Source organism: Clostridium saccharobutylicum DSM 13864, from assembly GCF_000473995.1.
Classification (GTDB): Bacteria; Bacillota; Clostridia; order Clostridiales; family Clostridiaceae; genus Clostridium; species Clostridium saccharobutylicum.
Genome location: NC_022571.1, coordinates 3,514,759 through 3,535,438 on the forward strand (window position 1 = coordinate 3,514,759; position 20,680 = coordinate 3,535,438).

Sequence of the window (20,680 nt, forward strand, 5' to 3'; positions counted from 1 at the left end):
CTAATTAAATATATAACTTTAAAGTGTTTCAAGATCATATGGTGTATTTTGATATACACAATAATTTAACCAATTTCCAAAAACTATGTTAGCAGTTGCTCTCCATGTATAGCTTGGAATTTCATTTACATCATCGTTTTTGAAATAATTCTTTGGAATGTCCACCTCTGAACCTTTTTCCTTGTCCCTTATATATTCATCTTTTAAAGTATTTCTATCATATTCCATGTGACCTGTTATAAATATCTTTCTTCTATCCTTTGTTGCTACAATAAACACGCCTGCTTCTTTTGATTCAGACAAAATTTCAAGTTCTGAAACTTTCTCTACATCCTCACGTTTAACTTCTGTATGTCTAGAATGTGGTGCATAAAATACATCATCTAAACCTCTTGTAAGTTCTGCTTTTTCATCGTTTGCCCAATGAGCAAATACTCCAAACATTTTTTTATCTAGTTCATATTTTGGTACATTATAATGATAATATAATCCCGCTTGAGATGCCCAACATATATGTACCGTTGAAAATACATTTGTCTTACTCCATTCCATTATTTCAGTAAGTTCTTTCCAATATGTTACATCTTCAAATTTCATTTGTTCTACTGGCGCCCCAGTTATGATAAGTCCATCAAACTTTTCTTTTTTTATTTCATCAAAATAGCTATAGAATTTGTCCAAGTGTTCTGATGGAGTATTGTGGGAAATATAACTTTTTGTTTGAATAAGAGTTATTTCTACTTGTAATGGTGTATTTGATAAATATCTTAACAATTGATTTTCAGTTACTATTTTTTTTGGCATTAGATTAAGAATTGCTATTTTTAATGGTCTTATATCTTGAGTATTAGCCCTTTCATTGTTCATTATAAATATATTTTCATTAGATAATACCTGGAATGCAGGTAATTCTCTTGGAATTTTAATTGGCATTCCTAAATTCCCCCTTCTGTTTGCATATTGCTTTTATATGTGCTTTACTATTTATTATATCAAAATTTCATATGTTATCAATATTTATAGACTTTGACTTTAAAATTCACAATATTTTCTCTTTATTTTTATGTATTTAATCAAATTATCTTTTTAATAAATTTTAATATTTATTAAATTTTATAGTTGTTTAATTTTACTTTAATATAAACTCACTTGAATAATTGCCAATATGATGATATTCTGCTTTATTATAATTAATTAATTAAAATTAAATTCAAACACAAAGTTCTATTCCATATTATTAGCATATTGTAATTTTATTTATGATATACTAAAAAATATATAAACACAAAAAGGGGGCACTACATAATGATATTGCAGCAAAATATTGTTGTTGGCTATATTGGAACTTATACTAAAAATGACAGTAAAGGAATCTATAGACTTAACTTCAATGTTAAATCCAACAAAGTTGAAGGAATTAACTTGGCCTATGAAATAGGTAATCCTACCTATTTATGTATTGATAAAGAAAGGCATATTATTTACTCTAGTTGTAAAATTGATGATAAATCTGGGGTATCATCATTTAAATATTGGCAAGAACAAGACAAACTTCATTTAATTAATTATAATCTATCTGAAGTAAAACCTCCATGCCATGTAAGTATAGCTAATAATAAACAAGTGTTACTTTCTTCAAATTATCATGAAAATAAAATGATTGTTTATAATACTTTAGAAGGTATAATTTTAAATTATCCTCAAATCGGAAGACATAATGGTTCAAGCATAAATACCGATAGGCAAGAAAAACCTCACATTCATTGCTCTATATTCACTGAAGATGATAAATATATTTTATGCATTGATTTAGGCACTGATAAGCTTAATGTTTATACTTTTGAAAATGATAACTTGGTCAACAGAGATGACATTAGCTTCTCCTTTCCTGCTGGAACTGGCCCAAGGCATATAACTTATTTAAAATCTAAGCCTTTTTATTACGTTCTAAGCGAACTAACTTCCGAAATTTTTGTTTTCAAATACAGTTCAAAGGATAAAGTTCCTTTCACTAATATTCAAAGTTTGAGCAGTTTACCAAAAAATTATAATGGGGATAAGTCTGGTTCTGCTATATGTATTCATGAAAATAATAAATTTTTGTATACTTCAGATAGAGGAAATAATTCAATAAGTTTATGTGTTATAGATCCAGATGATGGTAAATTAAGACTAATAAATACATTTTCTTCAAAGGGGTCTTCACCTAGAGATTTTCAAATAGATCCAACTGGAAACTTTTTATTCTGTGCTAATGAAAATTCTAATAATGTTTCCATATTTTCTATTGACCAATTAACTGGTGAATTAACGTTTATTACTTCTATAAATGTACCAACTCCTACATGTATAAAATTTATTTGATTGTAATCAATATTAAATAAATATATAAATCTTTAATAATAGAGAACAACTATTTAAACAATTATGTTTGAATTCTTGTTCTCTATTTTATTTTCAAATTTAAACTATGCTGAAAGAAAATTTTAATTTTTTTATAAAAATTTTCTATTGTAAACCTTTTTCAACTTTGACAATATTAATTAACTTCACTATAATAGAAAAAATATATATTTTATAACTATATATGTTGAAAATTGAAATCTTCATTAAAACTACGTAGGGTATCACTAAATGAATGAATAAATCATATTGCAACATATACATAAGTAAAATATACTATACAATTACCTTGAGGAGGAACTTATTTTGAAGAAAGAAACATTAATACAACAAATTAAATCTTCTAACAAAAGTATAAAATGTGATTTAGTTGTTAGAAATGTAACTATAATTGATGTATTTAATAAAGATAGATTTATAGACAACGTTGGTATAAAAGATGGATATATAATAGGAATTGGTGAATATGATGGACATGAAATAATTGATGGTACAAATAAATACATGTGCCCTGGACTTATTGATGCTCATTGTCATATCGAATCGAGCTTAGTTACCCCAAAAGAATACAGCAAAGCTGCACTTTTGAATGGTATAACTTCTGTTATAACTGATCCACATGAAATTGCTAATGTTATGGGAACAGATGGCATAGATTTTATGCTCAATTCTTCAAAAAATCTTCCTTTTGATATGTATTTTATGCTTCCATCATGTGTGCCTGGAACTGATTTTGAAAGTTCTGGTGCAACATTACATGCTAATAATTTAAGAAATTACTATGATAACGATAAAGTTTTAGGTTTAGCTGAAGTTATGAATTACCCTGGAGTAATAAACTGCGAAGAAGATATTATTGATAAGATTTATGATGCAATAATCAATAACAAAGTTATTGATGGACATGGTGCTGGTCTTACTCCAATGATGACAAATATTTATACAACCGCTAATATATTAACTGATCATGAATGTAATAATGTAAAAGAAGCCATTGAAAAAGTTAGACGTGGAATGTATGTCTTAATTAGAGAAGGTACTGTAGCTAAGAATTTAAAAGACTTACTTCCTGCTGTTAATGAAAGCAATAGCAATAGATTTTGTCTTTGTACTGATGATAAACATATAGATGATATAAAAAATAATGGCTCAATTAATAGTTCTATTAAATTTGCTATAAATGCTGGACTTAATCCTGAAACAGCTATTCAAATGGCAACTATTAATACATCAAATGTTTATAAATTAAAAAATAAGGGTGCAATTGCTCCTGGTTATATAGCAGATTTTATTTTATTAGATGATCTTCAAGACTTTAAAATATCTAAGGTATACAAAGAAGGTAAACTTATTGTTGATAATAATTCAATTATAAAACATAATGATGTTTCAAAATCTGATTATGAAACACAATCTAAATGCAATAATTCAATAAATCTTCCTTCTTTAACTGAAGATAATTTTAAAATCAACATTGATGATGAAAATTTCAAAAAGTTGAATGCAATAGAAATAATTCCAAATAAATTAGAAAGTCTTCACTTGAAGCTTGATATCTGTGATATTGATTCAATAAAAAACACAAACAAAAAACTTTTTATAGCTTCACCTGACGATGATTTAATAAAAATTTCTGTAATTGAAAGACATAAAGCCTCTGGAAACATAGGGCTTGGAATATTAAAAGGATTAGGAATAAAGGAAGGTGCAATTGGTACTACTATTGCTCATGATTCCCACAATCTAATAATTGCTGGAACAAATGATAAAGATATGCTATTTGTGGCTAAAGAATTAGAAAAAATGCATGGTGGAATCATAGTTGTAAAAGATGAAAAAGTTCTTGCCTCTATTCAACTTGAGATTGGTGGTCTTATGACAAATAGAAAATATACAGAAATTGAACATGATTTAAAAGATCTTCATAAAGCTGTAAAAATTATAGCACCAAATATTGATTTCAATCCATTTTTAACACTTTCATTCTTATCTCTACCAGTAATACCAGATTTAAAAATTACTGATAAAGGATTATTTGATGTTATCAATTTTAAATTTATTGATATTTTCGAATAATAAATTCAAATTCTGTAGAGTAAAATATTAGCTACATCAAAAATTTTCCAATATTATAAACTGAATTTTAATCATGGAATCTTATATAGTATTCAATTTATGCTATTGACTTATCTACTATATATACTCACTAAATTTTAAGATTGCATCTATACTAGAAAGAAGCTGTATTCTTTTTCGGAGTGTTGCATTTATAATTAAGCTATAGGAATTTCTTCAGTAGGAGTTGTTCCATTGCAGCTTGTCATTAACTTGTTTGAGGAGCACGCTGCAATAGAACAACTTCTGCTGTTAGAAATCCACAGCTTAATTATATGGCAACCGAGAAAAAGAATACAGCTTCTTTCGGTTAATTACTAAATAACTTTAAGTTCCAAATATTTATACACTAGTTCATATCATATTTAATTGCAGTAACAACTATTGAAAGTTCAGAAATCAAGCTAACTTTCATATCTATCCTACTTGACCTAGAACTTTTAATTATCCTTACAATTGGTCTAAGAGGAAAATTCGGTACTGTTTCTTCTACCCTTGCTACTTCCCCCGTGCTAAGTTCTATTAATGTTCCCTTTGGGAAAGGTATAACTATTCTACAAAAAACACTAACAATTTCATAATCAAACTTGCTTACCGCATTTGACATCAAATATTCTAAAACATCACTAGGAAACATAGCTCTTTTCTCTGGCAAATCTGTTGAGAGGTTATCATATGCATCTGCAATGCTCACAATATTGCTTAAATCAATTATATTTTCCTTAGTTAATCCATCTGGATATCCTAAACCGTCTGGTCTTTCATGATGTTGTAATACTACCAATTTACTTAAACTATTTATGTTATAAGTACTTGATAAATACCTATATCCAAGTCGAGGATGTTGTTTTACAATTTCTTTTTCTTCGTCAGTTAAATTTCCATGCTTGTTTAATATTTCTTTAGGAAGTAATGCTTTTCCTATATCATGAATTAATGCACCTATGCAAAGTGCTTCTAATTTCTTTTTAGGCAACTTAAATGCTACCCCAATAGTAAGTGATATTACTGCAACATTTACACAATGAGAATATACATAGTTATTCATGCTTCTTATATCAACTAAAGCAAGTACCACATCTTTATGATTTAATATATCCTCTATTATACTTTCCGCCATTTTTCCTATATTATAAAAATAACTTTGTTCTTGCCATGTGTAATCTTTTTCACTATTTCTAATTTTATTACTTGTATTAATTCTCTCTATATTAGAAAAAGCTTCTTTTATCATTATAATTGCCTTTTGTCGTATTTCCGGTTTAATAACATCTTCAATTTCCTCATTACTATATTTATCCACTATATAGATAGATAGAATATTTATCTCTTTTATTTTATTTATAGTAGCTTGATTTAAAACAGAACCTGCTCTTAATAAAAGTCTACCATCTATATCATATAATGTCTTTCCTAATACTGTATTAGGTCTTACAAATTCAATAGGCATAAGCCTCATATTTACATTCCCCCCTTATAAATACTTAATTTATTACTTACGCTTAAATTAATATATTTGAAATAGAGTGTAATATCATTATTGTTTGATAATTATTATAACTTGTATTTAGGTACATTCAAAAAATAACAAGCCCATCTGCCGAGCCTATTTTACGTTAGCATATTCCTTGCCCGATGCAAAATAATCATGGCATTTTGGACTTGTTATTTTCTTTCATGTGCATTAAATATTAATAACAAAAGCAGGAGGATATCTAACCTACTGCTTAGCATTTATATTATCGAATCCATTTAACACATCTTTAGCATTTTATAATCAATTTTACATTCTACTCTTTAATTTATATTATATTATACTTTTCTATTCATATTAACCCAGTATATCATTCCATGTTTAGAATTATATTGATTTAAATTTTTTCACGAGCAAGGAATTCTATGCATTATCATTGAATCTATTATAAATTATATGTTTTTTTGAATATTCCTAAACAAACTTTGCACTAGATTTATACTTTGAAATGTATTCTGAACTAGAAAGAAGCTGTATTTTTTTCGGAGTGTTGCATTTATAATTAGGCTGTAGGTATTTATTCAGTAGAAGTTGTTCCATTCCTGCTTGTCCTTAACTTGCTTGAGGAGCATGCATGAATGGGTGCAACTTCTGCTGGTAGAAATGCACAGCCTAATTATATAGCAACCGAGAAAAAGAATACAGCTTATTTCGGTAACTTATATCATCTCTATAAATATTTTTGCACTATTCTAAAATAAATTTTTCTATTACATTTGCTATTCCATAATTATCGTTTGATGTAGTTATAAACTGTGCAACTTTCTTAACGTCTTCAGTCGCATTTTCCATCGCAACTCCCAATCCAGCATATTTTACCATAGATAAATCATTACCCGCATCTCCACAAGCAATAATTTCTTCTTGTTTTATTCCAAGATGCTCGGCCAATCTTTTTAGTCCAAGTCCTTTATCTACATTTTTATTAGTAATTTCTAAGAAGAATGGTGAACTCTTAAAAACACTATATTTATCATATATTTCTTTAGGTAACTTCTCTATAGCTGGATCTAATATATCTTGAGGGTCTATAAACATTACTTTTATTATATCTTCATCATCAGGAATTTCATTAAAATCTTTTATTGTAAGATTAATTCCATTCATATCAGCTTCATATTCTGTATATTGGCTAGTTTTAGGTGTTATTAATCCTTCCCTTGCAGAAAATGCATGAATATTAACATTAAGCATTTTAGCAATTTCATAAGCATATTTTAAATCTGCCCCATTTAAAGAACACTTTGATACAGCTTCTTTAGTTTTAGTATTTTGAACTAATCCACCATTAAAACTAAGTACATAATCTTCACCTTTAAATAAATCGAGTTCCTCTAGGTATCTTGTTAATCCATCTAAAGGTCTTCCTGATGCCAATACTACTTTAACGCCTTTTTCCTCAGCAGCTTTTAAAGCAGCCTTAGTTTTTTCTGATACCTTCTTATCAGTTGTAAGTAATGTTCCATCCATATCTAACGCAATTAGTTTATACATACTTATCCTCCATATCTTATCACATTTCATTGTATAGTAAAAATCTATCTATATTATATTTAATATAGTATACCATAAGCAAATAAATTTTGCAGATAATGTGCCTTTGTATTCGACAAAATTTCTGTTTCTTTAAATACATAAAAAAATAACAATTCCCAAATGTTATTATTATTTTTCATCAGGTACGGAAATTAAATATCTTTACAATTACTAAGCACCTTAGTTCTTAAACAGCTCTTCTAAATCTGCTGGATAAACCAAACCCATTTGCTTTCTTATTTCCTCCATAACTTTGCTTGTATTTAATGAATTCTCATAACTGTTTATTTTTGACTCAAATAAATTTGTATTAATCAAATTAACAAATTCTTCAATTTCATACATCATGTTTTCTTCTACCTGCTCTGTTGAAATCACTTCACTCTTGCCGTCTCTATATTTAATTGTTATGTTAGACATATTATGAATGTTGTCTATAATTATAGACCCATCTTCACCTTGAATTTCTGATGGTAAATAAGAATTTGCTATTTTAGAATAAATTATTATCCCATCCATATCATCATATTTTAATATAGCAGAACCTTGCCCATCCACCCCTGACTCTAACATAAAGTTATTTGCTTTTATCTCTTTAGGCAATCCAAATAAGCATATCATAGGATAAATACAGTAAACACCTATATCCATTGTTGCTCCATTAGATAATTCTCTTTTAAATGCATTTAATACAATACCTTCTTTATACTTATCATATCTTGAAGAATATTGACAATAGCTTGCAAAATATCTTCTTATCTTACCTATCTTATAAAGATTTTCCTTTATTCGTAGAAAATTAGGCATGAGTGTTGTTTTCATACCTTCCATTAAAAGTACATTATTTTTTTTTGCAATATCTATCATTTCAGCAATCTCTTTAGAATTAGATGCCATTGATTTTTCGCAAAATACGTGTTTTTTATTACTTAAAAATATTTTAGCTTGTTCATAATGAAATGCATTTGGTGATGCAATATAAACAGCATCTATCAAATCGCTCTTAGCCATTTCTTCTATATTGGTGAAAATATTTTTCACTTCATATTTCAATGCGAATTCTTTTGCAGTTTCTTCTTTTCTAGAATATATAGCATTTAAATTAAAATCCTTTACCTTTTTAGAAGCCTTTAAGAATTCATCAGTAATTTTACTTGTTCCAATAATTCCAAATCTAATTTTTTCATTCCTCAATCTTCTCCACCTCTTTATAAAAAGTAATAATCACTTTTTACGCACATGAAAATAAATAATAAGCCCACAAAGTTGTCATGTATATTTTTCATCAGACAAGGAAACTAATTTTCCTCATAGTGAGCGTGTGTGAATCGAGCTTCCTCTTATGAAAAATAGGCTAGCAAATGGACTTGTTATTTTTTTGAATGTACCTTATATTAGTTTACACTGAATTGTTAACATTTTCAATTGTAGACTCTAAAATTGTAACTAATAGTAGTTTTTTTTCATATTATGGACTGTAAGGATGTCCCCAAAATAGCAAATCAAAATTCCATCAAATCTTGTTTAAAATAAAACGTAGCTATTATTGATTTTCTATTTTCTTGTATATCCTATTCTATAAATTTATGAGGTAATGTTATGCTTGAATCGTTATTATTAGTATCATCTTTATGTATAGATTCATTTGTTGCAAGCGTTGCATATGGAGCATCTAAAATTCATATTCCTCCACCTTGTGCTATAATAATAAATTTAGTATGTACGTCTACTTTAGCTTGTTCTTTATTACTTGGATCAATCGTTAAAAGTTTTCTTCCTGGAAATATTCCTATGACTTTAGGTTTTCTACTTTTAATGGCACTTGGTATATATCGTTTGTTTGAATTCATATTTAAATCATATATTTCAAAAAAATGCAAGGCTGATATACCTTTGACTTTTAAAATATTTGATTTTGAATTCGTATTACAAGTTTATGCAGATGAAACAAAGGCTGACTTCGACAAATCTAAATCCTTAAGCCCTAAAGAATCATTTTATTTAGCTACTGCACTATCTTTAGATAGTCTTGCTGTTGGTTTTGGTTCTAGCTTATGTAGTATTAACTATACCCAAGTTCTAGTATTGTGCTTTATAGTCGGACTTATCGCAGTAACTTTTGGAGTATTTCTAGGTCATAAATTTGCTGAAAAATTACATTTTGAATTATCATGGTTGTCTGGTGTATTACTTATAATATTAGCTATAATACGATTTATGAAATAAAATCTATTATTTTATTGTGGATAAATAAATTTAAACTTATATAATGAATAACAAAAAAGGGTACTCTTTTACTCAGTTACTGTATAATATAACTGTGATTTATTAACATTAAAAGTCATACTAATTCCTGCCTTTCTTTAAATAATTTAAAGACAAACAGAAATCAGATAACTTTTACTGAAAAAATAATCATAACTACATTTAGTAACACTTATGAAAAGAGTGCCCATTAATTTTATAGTATAGTACATAATATATTGATTCAAAAATTTACTTACTAATATAATTTAAAAATCAAATCTTTTGGCTTGTTTATCTAATTCATCTAAATCTTCCTCTAAAAATTTATAAAAAGTTTCTTGATTTACCTTAAATGAAAACTCGTAAGAAGTTAAAAATTCCATATACTTAACTAATATATAGCCTATTTCCTCATCTGCAACATTATAAATATTCTTAAATATATCTATAATTGTTCCATCTTTAAACTCCTTAAATCTACTATCTGCTTCTTTCTTTATAGCTAGTAACTTATTTCCTCCAAATAACTCTACCTGCTCTTTTAATGACGAATAACCATTTTCTAACATTTTCATATACTCATCTATGATAGCTTCTTTAGAATTACCAATATTTTTTCTAGCCATTATATCTTTTAAAATCTCATAAGCTTTATCTTCAGATATTAAGAACGCTTCCTTTAATACATCTGTATTTCTAAAAAACTTTTTGTCCTTAACATTATACTTAGCACGTTTTTCTATATACTTAAATAATTCCTGATTGTCATATGCCATCTTTAAGTATCCCCCTCGTTAACTTTTTAAATATATATTTTTCATTACAAATCAAGAAATCTTTGAAATTGTTTATCCAATTCTTCTAAATCTGACTCTAAAAATTTATGAAAAGAATCTTTATCTAATCTAAAAACAAATGATGGTGATTTTAAGAAATTTAAATATTTCTCTACTAACATCAAAATATCCTCTTCTGAAACATTATAAACATATTTAAGAACTTCAAAAAATGTACCACCATTATATTTTTTAATTCTATTTTCTGCTGTAGATATTACACGAGATAACTTATCTCCGCCAAAGACCTCTACTTGTTCTTGTATTGAAGAAAATCCATTTCTCAGCATAGTTATATACTCATTTATTATTGCATTTTGAGAATTGCCTATATCTTTTTTAGCCAATATGTTTTTTAAAACTTCATATGCTCTATCTTTAGGCATATAAAATGCTTCCTCTAACAAATCTGTTATTGTAAAAAAACTTTTTCCTTCAATATTCTTTTTGGCACGTTCTTTTATATAATTTAATAATCTTTCTTCTGTTTCTGCTATCATTTATATACTCCCAATTAAATATCAATCATATTTCTTAATACATCAATTTGTATATTTTCTTCAAAAACTTTTGCTAACCTGTCATACTCATTATCTTTATACTCATTTACTTTTACTATGATATCTTCTTCTGACACCATAATATTATTTTTTTCCTTAAGAGATTTTACAAATGAATTTATAAATTCTTCTGAATCAAAGATACCATGTAAGTATGTCCCTGCCACAATTTTATTGCTATCACATACACCTATGATTGAGCCTTCTGAATCTTTAATAAAAGGAATTGCTTTTTTACCTATTTTACTTATACCATTATGAATCTCATAACCGCAGAGTATGCTTCCTTCTATCCTATTTACATGCGTCAAATTACATAATACTTCTGCTTTTGTTTGCTTAGTAATTTTATTTTCATTAAATCTTGTTTTTATATCTAAGAATCCAAAACCTTCTTCTTGTGAAATTTCCCCTTCTACCCCTAACTTATCAAGGACAAAAGTTCCGAGCATTTGATATCCTCCACATATTCCAAATATAGGTATTCCATTTTCTTTTGCTTCTTTTATCTTATAAAATAATTTATTCTCCTTTAAAACCCTTAAATCCTCTATTGTATTTTTAGTACCAGGAATTATTATTAAATTAGGATTTTTTAATTCTTTAGGATCTTTTACATATCTAACTGTAACTCCACTTATTCTTTCTAGCATAGAAAAATCAGTAAAATTTGACATATGTGAAAGTCTGATAACTACAATATCTAAAGTTCCTTCTTGTTCTTCATTTTTAATTCTCTCAGTTACACTATCCTCATCTTCAATATCAAATTTTTCATATGGCATAACTCCAAGAACAGGAAGTTTTATAATTTCTTCTAATTGTTTCACTCCAGATTTAAATAAATCCTTATTTCCTCTAAATTTATTTATTATTACACCTTTTACTCTAGCTCTTTCATCTTCTGTTAATAATTGCAGTGTTCCAACAATGGATGCGAACACGCCTCCTCTATCAATATCTGAAACTAAAATCACAGGAGCATCTGCCATCTCAGCCATAGCCATATTAGCTATGTCACTATTCCTTAAATTGATTTCTGCACAACTTCCAGAACCCTCTAGAACAATAATATCATGATTCTCACTTAATTTATTATAAGATTCTTTAACATAATACTTTAACTTTTCATTTAATTCTTTATACTTATAAGGTTCAATATTACAATAAACCTTTCCATTAACAATTACTTGTGTATGGCCACCACTTGGCTTTAATAAAATAGGATTCATAAGTGCATTTGGTTCAAGATTACAAGCTTCTGCCTGAACTACCTGCGCTCTTCCCATTTCCAAACCTTCTTTTGTAACATATGAATTTAATGAAATATTCAAAGCTTTAAAAGGAGCTACATTTAAGCCCTTATTTCTTAAGAATCTGCATAGCGCTGTTGCCAAAGTACTTTTTCCAACAGAAGATGCTGTACCTAAAAACATGATACTTTTCTTATTCATAATTTATCCCTCTCAATGTTGAATTACAAATTTATTGTTTAACCATATGAAATAAAATAATAAGTCAAAAATTTCATGCATATCTTGTGTTAGGCAAGGAGTTATGTTTATCATATAACTTATCTATTACGTGAGCCTGAATTAACACTGTTCAATATAGACTATAACATTGACTTACTATTTTTTAAGGCACATTAAAATAAATAACAAGTCCAATGTGCCTAACATGATTCATTGCTGATTGTTAAATATCCGTATTGTCCTATTATTTCTTTGCCTAATACTTCAAATTCTACTTTTTCTTTGAATATTGGGCCATCAAATACAAGTGTATGATATTCTCCATTTTCACCACTTGGATCTGCACCATTTTCTTTTATTTTGTTAACAACATCTTTAGTTAATTCTCTTCCAATAAATTCTTCATTTAGTTCTTTTAAATTAACTTTTTTAATTATGGCTTTAAAACCATAATCTAAAAATTCATTAGTTAAACTTTCTCTATCTTGTTGCCACAGAGGAAATACTCCTTCAAGACCTGCTTTAGCGCATCTATCTAATCCCCACTTCTTATGATGTTCAATATCAATGTCACCAAATACGCAAATTTCAGCCCCTTTATCCTTTGCAAATGTTAATGCTTTTTCAAATTCTTCTTCATATATATTTCCCTTTGTACAATTCACCTCAATCAATGAAATATTTAATGATTTAGAAATTGCTCCTATAACTCTTTTGGGTATTTTATGAAAACAAGAATCTCCATCATTATCAAATGTACTTACTAATCCAATAATTTCATAATTTTGTTTTAACATTCTATAAAGTGATAAAGTGCTATCTTTTCCTCCGCTAAAAGAAACTACAATTTTTTGCTTTTTCATATCTCTTACCTCTACTATAATACAAATTTTTATTAAAAGTAACCCTTTATTTTTTATTATTTTTGTAAATTCTTCTTAATATATTTTATTAATTTGGCATTTTCATCACGACTTCTTATTGCTATTCGATAATAATTTTCATTTAAGCCTTCATAATTACTGCAACTTCTAATTAATATATTATTTTGCAAAAGATTTTGTTTCAAATCCACTTTATCTTTTGTTCTTAATAGAATAAAATTTGCACTTGGTTTATAAACTTTGATTTGCTTTATTTTCTTTAATTCATTATATACATATTGCTTTTCATTTCTAATAAATTCTAGCGTTGTTTTTATATAATTTTCGTCTTTAAGAGATTCTTTTGTAGCTATTTCTGCAAAAATATTTATATTCCAAGCTGGTATTATTTTATTAATCTTTTCCAGAAATGTTTCATCACTACATATTCCATATCCAATTCTTATACCTGGCAATGCAAAAAACTTAGTCAATGATTTTATTATAATTAAATTTTTATAATCTTTTACATACTCCATCATTGATAAATCTTCTTCTATGAAATCTAAAAATGATTCATCTATAAGTAACATTACATCATTTGATTTTGATTTAATTAAAATCTTTTCTAATATTTCTTTAGATGTAACCACCCCTGTTGGATTATTAGGATTGCATATGCATATTAAATTTAAGTCTTCATTTATGTAATTTAAAATATCTTCTTGTATCTCAAAGTTTTTCTCTTCTTTAAGAACATATGAAGTTATACTTCCAGATACAGACGTTATTGCTTCTTCATATTCTGAAAAAGTAGGTGCCAAAATCAATGAATTCTTTGGATTAATTCCTCTAACTATATTAAATAGAACTTCTGCTGCTCCATTTCCTAATATTATATTATCTTTATTTATATTCTCGAAATCTGCTATTGCATTTTTAAGTTCAAAATAAGTTATATCTGGATACTTTTCTATTTGCTGCAAACCTTCTATAATTGCTGATTTTACACTAACTGGCATACCTAATGGATTTATATTAGCAGAAAAATCAATTATATTATTATAATCAATTCCATTTTGCCTGCTTATCTCTTTAATATTTCCACCATGTCCGAAACTTGCCATAGCACTCCCCCCTTTTACTATTTTTAAAAATCAGGCTACTTCTATTATTTTTTAATTATGCCTTAAATATATCTAATTATTATAAATCTCATAGCTAATGCTAATAAATATCCCAAAAATGAAGATAAATAAAGTACTTTAGCTGTCCTATCTACGTCTTCAATTTCAATTTCTTTAATCTTTTCTCCAATTGTTGGCTTTTTTACAAGCTTCCCAAAATAATAGTTATCGCCTCCAAGCTGCAAATCTAATGCTCCTGCCATTGCTGCTTCTGGATGAGCACTATTTGGACTTGTGTGATTATATCTATCTCGTTTATAAATTTTAAAGCTATTACCATAATCATATCTTAAAATAAAAGATGAAATAATTATCAATATTCCTGTTATTCTTGCTGGAATATAATTAAATACATCATCTAACTTTGCTGGAAAATATCCAAATTCCATATATTTATCATTTTTATAACCAAACATAGAATCTTGAGTATTAACCGCCTTATAAGCAAATGATAATGGTGCTCCAAATATTCCTGCATAAAATAATGGTGCTATAACTCCATCTGCCATATTTTCTGCTATTGTTTCAATAACTGCTCTTATTATTCCTTCTTTATCTAAACTTGTAGTATCGCGTCCTACAATATATGATAATTGCTTTCTTGCATTTTCAATATCATTTTTCACTAAAAATCGTATTACTTTATATCCTTCTACAACTAGTCCTTTGGATGATATACAAAAATATATTAAAATACCTTCTACTATCATTCCAAGTTGCGCGTTTAACTTTTTAGCTGTATATACAATTCCAAGCGTTATTGAAAACGTTATTCCAACTGTAAGTATCCATACTATTAATCCAGCAAACCTTAGCGAATTCTTTAAAACTATTCTAAAAAACTTTTCTAATCTATTTGCAATCAATCCTATTCCCCTTATAGGGTGATATGGATTATTGGGATCTCCTATTATTAAATCTAAAATAAATCCTATTGTTAATTCCATGTTATTCACTTATCAATTCGTAATTAAAATAACTCAATCTAATTATACTAAAATAGCTTTGTTAGACTTTCTTATGTGTACATAAACCACTTAAGTTTTTCATTTTCACCTTATATAAAACTTCTAGTTTTTATTTATCTCCACTCCGAATTGCTGTATCCTTTCTATATTAAATTCACCATCATCTTTTATTTGTATAATAAGTTCATATCCTTCTCCATTTTTAGGTTGCCATTCATAAAACTTAAGACTATTATCATACATTGTTTCTAATATTATGCCAATACTTCCACCATGTGTTACCCCCAATGCAGTTGCTATATGTTCTTTTTTCAAGTATTTTATAAGTTCATTAAAACCTTCTATAACTCTTTTTTTAAACTCAAATTTACTTTCCCCATTAGGACACTTAATGTGGCCTTCATCATCATTTATCCAGTCAATATACTCTTTTTTATCCTTAAGATCTTCATATGATTTCAATTCAAACTCTCCAAAATCATATTCAAACAACTTCTCCAAAATCTTATATTTCACTCCAGGATATATAATTTCTAATGTTTCATTTGCTCTCTTCGCTCCACTTGTAAAATAAAATTCACATTCTGGATATATAATATTATTTTTTTTCTCAATTAATTCCTTTACTCCTGATTCACATAAATTAACATCACTTTTACCGTAATATAATCTTTGTTCATTACAGTATGTTTTTCCATGCCTAATTAAATATAGCTTAATTTCCTTCATACTTCTCTCTCCTAAATCTTTTAATCACATAAAATACTATATGCTTAAGGCACATTCAAATGAGTAACAATTCTATTTATCAGCCTATTCCCCATCACACTACGTCGTTAAATTGCTCTAATAGGTCCGCTATGAGAGCAATTCACCTCCTTGCGTGCAGAAAAATATCCATGGCAAATTGGACTTGTTATTCATTTTTACGTGATTAAATTAATTTTTCAAACTCTCCTCAAGACCAAAAAATATTCTAGAAACACTATATGAATGTTTACTTAGAAATTGCAATACCTTACCAGTATCTTCTCTCCATTGTCTATCTAATTTTTCCATTGGAACTATTCCAGATCCTATTTCATCACAAATAATTATTTTATCTTTCAAACGTTCAATGTTATTTTGTAATATTTCTAATGGATTTATGTCTTTTAAAATGCAGTTCCTTGTAAACAAATGTAAACCACATATAACTTTTTTATCATATCTTAAGTTTTCATCATTACAAAAAAATATTTCATCTTGTAATAATTCATACTTTTTTTTTACAAACTCTAGCTTTCCATTATATGCTCCACCAAATATTAAAATCACTATTTTTCCCTCCATGTTAGATATATCACACAAAGCAAATTAATCTCTTCCAATTTCAATCTCTTTTAGAAATTAGTCCACTAATTTTATGTATATACTTTCATAAAATATCTAGTTAATTACTTTCAGGCCTGTAATTATTATTCTACTGATACAAGGTACATTTAAATATATAACAAATTTATTTAAAAAATACCTAGTGCCAAAATACCCACAACTTCCCCCATAACTAACGCAAATCCTGCTACATCACCAGATATACCACCAAACTCCTTAATACATTTTAATACTGATAAACTAACCGCTATAAATATGAATACAATCATTAAAATTCCTTTATACTTAAGCAATATAATTGAAATTAACATTGTTATTATTAATGCTAATATCATAAGCAGCTTATCTAAACTGCCAGTACCTTTTTTAAAATATGTTCCTAATGAACTTTCCTTTATTGTTGATATACTCAAAAGAAAATATGAAACAATACTTCTACTTGCTATTGGAATTAGAATCAGCACATACGAAGGAATTCTCTTCTCGATAACAGAATATACACTTCCAAATTGTAAAAAGAATAACATAACTAAAGAAACCACTGCAAATGCCCCTGTTGTAGAATCCTTTAATATTCTAAGCTTTTCCTCTTTATCACGTCTAGAAAGAATTGCGTCACATACATCCATAAACCCATCTAAATGTATCATTCCCGTTATTATAAATGGAATTATCATTGTTATTACTGTATTTAAAATAATAGAGCAATTTAAAAGATTCATTAAGTAATAAACTAAACTCCATATACCTCCAACTATAAGTCCAATAATAGGATAAAATTTCATCATATTCTTAACGCCATCGTCATCCCATTCTATATATGGTGTTGGAAGTATAGTGAACATACTTAATGCCATAATAAATCCTTTATATAGTTTTTTCATAATTGTATTATTTCCTTTCGTATTATGTACTTTTTAGCATTTTCACGAAATAAAACTATTTCTTAAAAATTCACAAAATATAATTGTATTATTGTGAATCACTTATGTAACTACGGCACATTTTGTACCTGTTGTTTTCTTTCATGTGCCTGAAAACAAATATTAACTTTCTATTTATAATATTTAATATTTCCAAAGCTGCACTCTATAACATGATCGCACAAACTTGCTGCCTTCCTATTGATAGTAGCTAATTCCTTTTTATATTTTTCTGTCACTTCATCATATATTATAGAATCATTAAATATATAATCAGATACAATAACAGTATTTCTCACCTTATTAATAATCTCACTAATTCCTTTTAATATTTTAGTTGATGAATTTTTTATTATTTCATTTTCTACAAACATTTCATTTGCTAACAGAGATGTTATACTGTCTAATAATACAGTATCATATTTATTAAGTAATCTAACAATTTCATGTAAATTCTTATTCTTTTCTATTGTTACAAAATTTAAATTTTCTCTACTCTTAATATGTAATTCTATTCTTTTTTCATCTTCCTTATCATATGGATTCATAGTTGCAATGTAAATAACTTTATCTCTATTCAATTTTAATGATATTTCTTCACCAATCTTTGATTTACCACTTTTTGACCCACCAATTATCAAATAATTCATACTTGTTTATTATTCCTATCTTTCCTTCTCTGAGTATACTTAGTATTATATTCAATATTTTCTTATTAAGGATTATACCACATAAAAGAAATTATATCTTCACAAAATCTCTGTACAATTTACAAAATTCATAATATATAAACAGCTTAATATTTAAATTTATGTGGTAACTAACCGAAAGTAAGGGGACTCTTTTGCTCGATTGCTATAGAATACTGCTATGGATTTCTACCAGTAAAAGTTGTTCCATTTATGCATGCTCCTCAGCTAAAGCTAAGGACAAGCAAAAATAGAACAACTTTTACTGAAGAAATACCTATAGCCATATTCTAAATGCAATGCTCCGCAAAAGAGTCCCCTTATTTTCTAGTTAGAGTATATTACAAGGTTTAAATCTAATTTCCAATTGTAAATTATTGCGCAACATCAAGAACAGAAAGGCTCTTATGATTTTTGGAATTTACTATTTAGAAAAAGTTAATGATTAAAAAAACACCACATAGGTTTAAATACTTGTATAGTGTCTTAAAATATAATAGGCTATCCAGTTTGTGAACGTGAACTAATTTTCTTTTGTCATCCTCTCTTTTCCCCAATTAAAAATAGTTTCTAATGCTGGCACTAGTTGTAAGCAGTTATCCGTTAATGAGTACTCTACTCGTGGTGGAATCTGGTTAAACTCCACTCTGCTCACAAGCCCATTTTCTTCCAAACTTTTCAGTGACCTTGTAAGCATAATATTCGTAATCCCTACTAGATTTCTTTTAAGCTCATTATAACGCATAGCTTTATTTTGATATAATTTCCATATTATTGGCACTCTCCATTTTCCACCTAGAATTTCCATGGAATATATCATCACGCAGTTTCTCTCATTAATAACTTCTTGTTCTTCATTCTTTGGCATAAACTCCTCCTGTTTAAGGCACAAAAATGTGCGTACTTGTATGCTTGTTTCCTAGTATTTATACTAATTATAACGCTAAATATATTAAAAGAAAAAGGAGAAATGAGAAATGAAGCAATCACCACAACAGGAAAGAAATCAAAAATTAGGACAAAGTTTGGTAAAGGAATTGAATAGTCGTCATTTTTCTGCATGCTATTGTCCAAATAAAGAAGATGCACTGCAACAGGCATTAGCATTGATACCTGATGGTGACAGTATTACTTGGGGCGGTTCTGATACTATTCGTGCAATTGGCTTAACTCAAAAGGTGAAAGAAGGAAATTACATAGTCTATGATAGAGATACAGTTCCATTTGAAAGTCGATCTGATTATGAAAAAGAACATTATTTTTCGGACACATATTTAACAAGTGTAAATGCAGTAAGTGAGGATGGTCAGCTCTGCCTAATTGATGGAACAGGAAATCGAGCAGCTTCACTTATTTTTGGGCCTAAAAATATTATTGTAATTGTTGGAATAAATAAAGTGGTTAAAACAGCTGAAGATGCAATGAAGCGCGTCAGAAATGTTGCTGCTCCAATAAACTGCCAACGCTTTGGTAATGCAAAAACACCATGTAGAATAACTGGAGAATGTGCAGACTGTAAATCACCAGATTCTATATGTAGATCTATGGTTACATTAAGGCTTTGTAATCCAAAAGATAAAATCAAAGTAATTATTGTAGGAGAAAATTTAGGCTATTAATTTTATTATTTGTGTATTGGCAGAATAAAAGCACATATAACTGTGCATAATGATTTTTAAATTAGGAGGATTAATTCCATTTATATTATTTCCAGCTAATAAGGAAACTCCTAAATACATAGTATACTTAGGTAGCGTACTGTCATATGCAATTATTCATATATGGAAGATAAATACACTACTTAGCATTTGTGGGGGTACAATATTTTATATGTTACTTGTTCAGTTTATATTTATTTGAATTAGTGTGTATTGTGAGAATATTATTTTCAGTAGTTCACAATGTTCTAAATATGTGAAGCTATCATTAATTTATAAGTTAATAACATCCTCTTTCAGATAGACAAATTA

The 20,680-nt window shown here is 27.7% G+C and carries 20 protein-coding genes; 5 read left to right on the top strand and 15 right to left on the bottom strand.

The genetic code is table 11. The features are described 5' to 3' along the window. Nucleotides 1-18: 18 nt before the first annotated feature. Nucleotides 19-933, bottom strand: coding sequence for a homoserine O-acetyltransferase MetA (metA, locus tag CLSA_RS15280; protein ID WP_022747295.1), 915 nt, complete (start codon nucleotides 931-933; stop codon nucleotides 19-21). 372 nt (nucleotides 934-1,305) lie between these two features. On the opposite strand from metA, the gene CLSA_RS15285 reads away from it, so the two are divergent. Continuing rightward, nucleotides 1,306-2,364, top strand: a complete 1,059-nt coding sequence (locus CLSA_RS15285; RefSeq protein ID WP_022747296.1) for a lactonase family protein — start codon at nucleotides 1,306-1,308, stop codon at nucleotides 2,362-2,364. A gap of 345 nt (nucleotides 2,365-2,709) precedes the next feature. Then, nucleotides 2,710-4,479, top strand: a complete 1,770-nt coding sequence (gene ade, locus CLSA_RS15290) for an adenine deaminase (RefSeq protein ID WP_022747297.1) — start codon at nucleotides 2,710-2,712, stop codon at nucleotides 4,477-4,479. 388 nt (nucleotides 4,480-4,867) lie between these two features. On the opposite strand, the gene CLSA_RS15295 is transcribed toward ade, so the two are convergent. The 3 genes from CLSA_RS15295 to CLSA_RS15305 all read right to left on the bottom strand — a co-directional run bounded on the left by CLSA_RS15295 (nucleotide 4,868) and on the right by CLSA_RS15305 (nucleotide 8,782). Then, nucleotides 4,868-5,977, bottom strand: a complete 1,110-nt coding sequence (locus CLSA_RS15295; protein WP_022747298.1) for an HD-GYP domain-containing protein — start codon at nucleotides 5,975-5,977, stop codon at nucleotides 4,868-4,870. A 762-nt stretch (nucleotides 5,978-6,739) separates the two neighbouring features. Next, nucleotides 6,740-7,546, bottom strand: a complete 807-nt coding sequence (gene yidA, locus CLSA_RS15300; RefSeq protein WP_022747299.1) for a sugar-phosphatase — start codon at nucleotides 7,544-7,546, stop codon at nucleotides 6,740-6,742. A gap of 222 nt (nucleotides 7,547-7,768) precedes the next feature. Then, the gene (locus tag CLSA_RS15305) at nucleotides 7,769-8,782 is read right to left on the bottom strand and encodes a Gfo/Idh/MocA family protein (RefSeq protein ID WP_022747300.1); all 1,014 of its coding nucleotides are present in this window, start codon (nucleotides 8,780-8,782) and stop codon (nucleotides 7,769-7,771) included. A gap of 405 nt (nucleotides 8,783-9,187) precedes the next feature. Between CLSA_RS15305 and ytaF the strand changes: the two genes are divergently transcribed. Next, nucleotides 9,188-9,814 (top strand): sporulation membrane protein YtaF, encoded by a 627-nt coding sequence (ytaF, locus tag CLSA_RS15310; protein WP_022747301.1) that lies wholly within the window; start codon nucleotides 9,188-9,190, stop codon nucleotides 9,812-9,814. A gap of 287 nt (nucleotides 9,815-10,101) precedes the next feature. Here the strand turns inward: ytaF and CLSA_RS15315 are convergent, their stop codons facing one another. The 11 genes from CLSA_RS15315 to CLSA_RS15365 form a co-directional block, all read right to left on the bottom strand. After that, entirely contained in the window at nucleotides 10,102-10,611 is a 510-nt protein-coding gene (locus CLSA_RS15315; RefSeq protein ID WP_022747302.1) for a hypothetical protein, read from the bottom strand. 44 nt (nucleotides 10,612-10,655) lie between these two features. Then, on the bottom strand, nucleotides 10,656-11,171 hold the full coding sequence (locus CLSA_RS15320; protein WP_022747303.1) for a hypothetical protein: 516 nt from the start codon (nucleotides 11,169-11,171) through the stop codon (nucleotides 10,656-10,658). Nucleotides 11,172-11,185: 14 nt separating this feature from the next. Beyond that, nucleotides 11,186-12,685, bottom strand: a complete 1,500-nt coding sequence (locus CLSA_RS15325) for a cobyric acid synthase (RefSeq protein ID WP_022747304.1) — start codon at nucleotides 12,683-12,685, stop codon at nucleotides 11,186-11,188. Between the two features lie 221 nt (nucleotides 12,686-12,906). Further along, nucleotides 12,907-13,569 (bottom strand): Dph6-related ATP pyrophosphatase, encoded by a 663-nt coding sequence (locus CLSA_RS15330; protein WP_022747305.1) that lies wholly within the window; start codon nucleotides 13,567-13,569, stop codon nucleotides 12,907-12,909. 56 nt (nucleotides 13,570-13,625) lie between these two features. Beyond that, nucleotides 13,626-14,696 (bottom strand): threonine-phosphate decarboxylase CobD, encoded by a 1,071-nt coding sequence (cobD, locus tag CLSA_RS15335; protein ID WP_022747306.1) that lies wholly within the window; start codon nucleotides 14,694-14,696, stop codon nucleotides 13,626-13,628. Between the two features lie 62 nt (nucleotides 14,697-14,758). Further along, complete coding sequence (gene cbiB, locus CLSA_RS15340) at nucleotides 14,759-15,703, bottom strand: adenosylcobinamide-phosphate synthase CbiB (protein WP_022747307.1); 945 nt, start codon at nucleotides 15,701-15,703, stop codon at nucleotides 14,759-14,761. A 123-nt stretch (nucleotides 15,704-15,826) separates the two neighbouring features. Continuing rightward, nucleotides 15,827-16,453, bottom strand: coding sequence for a histidine phosphatase family protein (locus CLSA_RS15345; protein WP_022747308.1), 627 nt, complete (start codon nucleotides 16,451-16,453; stop codon nucleotides 15,827-15,829). Nucleotides 16,454-16,663: 210 nt separating this feature from the next. Then, complete coding sequence (locus CLSA_RS15350) at nucleotides 16,664-17,041, bottom strand: bifunctional adenosylcobinamide kinase/adenosylcobinamide-phosphate guanylyltransferase (RefSeq protein ID WP_041716297.1); 378 nt, start codon at nucleotides 17,039-17,041, stop codon at nucleotides 16,664-16,666. A gap of 185 nt (nucleotides 17,042-17,226) precedes the next feature. After that, nucleotides 17,227-17,982, bottom strand: coding sequence for an adenosylcobinamide-GDP ribazoletransferase (locus tag CLSA_RS15355; RefSeq protein ID WP_041716298.1), 756 nt, complete (start codon nucleotides 17,980-17,982; stop codon nucleotides 17,227-17,229). 170 nt (nucleotides 17,983-18,152) lie between these two features. Further along, nucleotides 18,153-18,671 (bottom strand): bifunctional adenosylcobinamide kinase/adenosylcobinamide-phosphate guanylyltransferase, encoded by a 519-nt coding sequence (locus tag CLSA_RS15360; RefSeq protein ID WP_022747311.1) that lies wholly within the window; start codon nucleotides 18,669-18,671, stop codon nucleotides 18,153-18,155. A gap of 562 nt (nucleotides 18,672-19,233) precedes the next feature. After that, nucleotides 19,234-19,578, bottom strand: a complete 345-nt coding sequence (locus tag CLSA_RS15365) for a winged helix-turn-helix transcriptional regulator (RefSeq protein WP_052334810.1) — start codon at nucleotides 19,576-19,578, stop codon at nucleotides 19,234-19,236. Between the two features lie 109 nt (nucleotides 19,579-19,687). On the opposite strand from CLSA_RS15365, the gene CLSA_RS15370 reads away from it, so the two are divergent. Next, on the top strand, nucleotides 19,688-20,329 hold the full coding sequence (locus CLSA_RS15370; RefSeq protein WP_022747312.1) for a lactate utilization protein: 642 nt from the start codon (nucleotides 19,688-19,690) through the stop codon (nucleotides 20,327-20,329). 49 nt (nucleotides 20,330-20,378) lie between these two features. Further along, on the top strand, nucleotides 20,379-20,570 hold the full coding sequence (locus tag CLSA_RS23185) for an AzlD domain-containing protein (RefSeq protein WP_077866945.1): 192 nt from the start codon (nucleotides 20,379-20,381) through the stop codon (nucleotides 20,568-20,570). Nucleotides 20,571-20,680: the final 110 nt, after the last annotated feature.

Coding starts and splice junctions, on each gene's coding strand:
- metA (WP_022747295.1), bottom strand. CDS start 933: ATGCCAATTAAAATTCCAAGAGAATTACCTGCATTCCAGGTATTATCT.
- CLSA_RS15285 (WP_022747296.1), top strand. CDS start 1,306: ATGATATTGCAGCAAAATATTGTTGTTGGCTATATTGGAACTTATACT.
- CLSA_RS15295 (WP_022747298.1), bottom strand. CDS start 5,977: ATGAGGCTTATGCCTATTGAATTTGTAAGACCTAATACAGTATTAGGA.
- yidA (WP_022747299.1), bottom strand. CDS start 7,546: ATGTATAAACTAATTGCGTTAGATATGGATGGAACATTACTTACAACT.
- ytaF (WP_022747301.1), top strand. CDS start 9,188: ATGCTTGAATCGTTATTATTAGTATCATCTTTATGTATAGATTCATTT.
- CLSA_RS15315 (WP_022747302.1), bottom strand. CDS start 10,611: ATGGCATATGACAATCAGGAATTATTTAAGTATATAGAAAAACGTGCT.
- CLSA_RS15320 (WP_022747303.1), bottom strand. CDS start 11,171: ATGATAGCAGAAACAGAAGAAAGATTATTAAATTATATAAAAGAACGT.
- CLSA_RS15325 (WP_022747304.1), bottom strand. CDS start 12,685: ATGAATAAGAAAAGTATCATGTTTTTAGGTACAGCATCTTCTGTTGGA.
- CLSA_RS15330 (WP_022747305.1), bottom strand. CDS start 13,569: ATGAAAAAGCAAAAAATTGTAGTTTCTTTTAGCGGAGGAAAAGATAGC.
- cobD (WP_022747306.1), bottom strand. CDS start 14,696: ATGGCAAGTTTCGGACATGGTGGAAATATTAAAGAGATAAGCAGGCAA.
- cbiB (WP_022747307.1), bottom strand. CDS start 15,703: ATGGAATTAACAATAGGATTTATTTTAGATTTAATAATAGGAGATCCC.
- CLSA_RS15345 (WP_022747308.1), bottom strand. CDS start 16,453: ATGAAGGAAATTAAGCTATATTTAATTAGGCATGGAAAAACATACTGT.
- CLSA_RS15355 (WP_041716298.1), bottom strand. CDS start 17,982: ATGAAAAAACTATATAAAGGATTTATTATGGCATTAAGTATGTTCACT.
- CLSA_RS15360 (WP_022747311.1), bottom strand. CDS start 18,671: ATGAATTATTTGATAATTGGTGGGTCAAAAAGTGGTAAATCAAAGATT.
- CLSA_RS15365 (WP_052334810.1), bottom strand. CDS start 19,578: ATGCCAAAGAATGAAGAACAAGAAGTTATTAATGAGAGAAACTGCGTG.
- CLSA_RS15370 (WP_022747312.1), top strand. CDS start 19,688: ATGAAGCAATCACCACAACAGGAAAGAAATCAAAAATTAGGACAAAGT.
- CLSA_RS23185 (WP_077866945.1), top strand. CDS start 20,379: ATGATTTTTAAATTAGGAGGATTAATTCCATTTATATTATTTCCAGCT.